Origin of the sequence: Oryzifoliimicrobium ureilyticum (genome assembly GCF_037199735.1) — a bacterium.
GTDB classification, from domain to species: domain Bacteria; phylum Pseudomonadota; class Alphaproteobacteria; order Rhizobiales; family Rhizobiaceae; genus Rhizobium; species Rhizobium ureilyticus.
The window spans coordinates 1-855 of sequence record NZ_JBBBVQ010000079.1; the positions used below are offsets into that span (position 1 = coordinate 1).

The following is an 855-nucleotide window of genomic DNA, read 5'->3' on the forward strand; positions in this document are numbered from 1 at the left end:
ACGGCGTCAGGAGGCACAGCCCCTTATAGTTATTCTGTCACGACCGGATCTCTGCCGGCCGGCCTGTCGCTCAACAGTTCGAACGGCGCTATTTCCGGATCACCCACTGCAAGTGGGACCTTTGGGTTTAGCATCACGGCCACCGATGCAAACAACGCCACCGGAACTGCGAACTATTCTCTTGTCGTACAAGCAGTGCAATCCTTCGTCTTTACGCCCGCGAGCGGGGCGTTGGAAAGCGCAATGGCGGGCGAGAGTTACAGCCAGTCGATCACGGCCAAGGGCGGCTCCGGAAGCTTGCTTTACAGCTTATCCTCTGGTGACCTACCGAAGGGCATGAGCCTCAATGTGTCGACTGGCGAACTCACCGGACCATTGAGCTCTGACGCAGAGCCGAAGGACTACGCCTTTACCGTACAGGTTCGTGATCAAGCAGGATCAGTCGGAACGGCCTCCTACTCTTTGACGGTCAAAAAGCGAGCCGTCGTTGTGACGGACACATCGGTGACTGTTGCAGCCNTGACGCAGAGCCGAAGGACTACGCCTTTACCGTACAGGTTCGTGATCAAGCAGGATCAGTCGGAACGGCCTCCTACTCTTTGACGGTCAAAAAGCGAGCCGTCGTTGTGACGGACACATCGGTGACTGTTGCAGCCGGGGCGACACCCAATAATGTCGATCTCACGCGTGGCGCGACGGGTGGACCGTTTCTTTCCGCTGATCTCGTCTCTATTGAACCGCCAAACGGTGGAACGTTTTCGATCGTAAGAGGCGAATTCGCTCAGGCGAGTCCTCCAACCCAGCTGGGATGGTATCTGAAGTATATCCCCAACCCAGGCTATTCCGGTCAAGTCC

General features: G+C 56.8%; 2 protein-coding genes. Both read left to right on the forward strand.

Features of this window, described 5'->3' with window-relative positions; genetic code table 11:
- Window positions 1–603, forward strand: a 603-nt coding sequence (locus tag VQ830_RS28705) for an Ig domain-containing protein (protein WP_337271538.1), incomplete at its 5' end; no start/stop codon positions are given.
- A gap of 23 nt (window positions 604–626) precedes the next feature.
- On the forward strand, window positions 627–855 hold a 229-nt coding region (locus VQ830_RS28710; RefSeq protein WP_337271539.1), incomplete at its 3' end, for a hypothetical protein.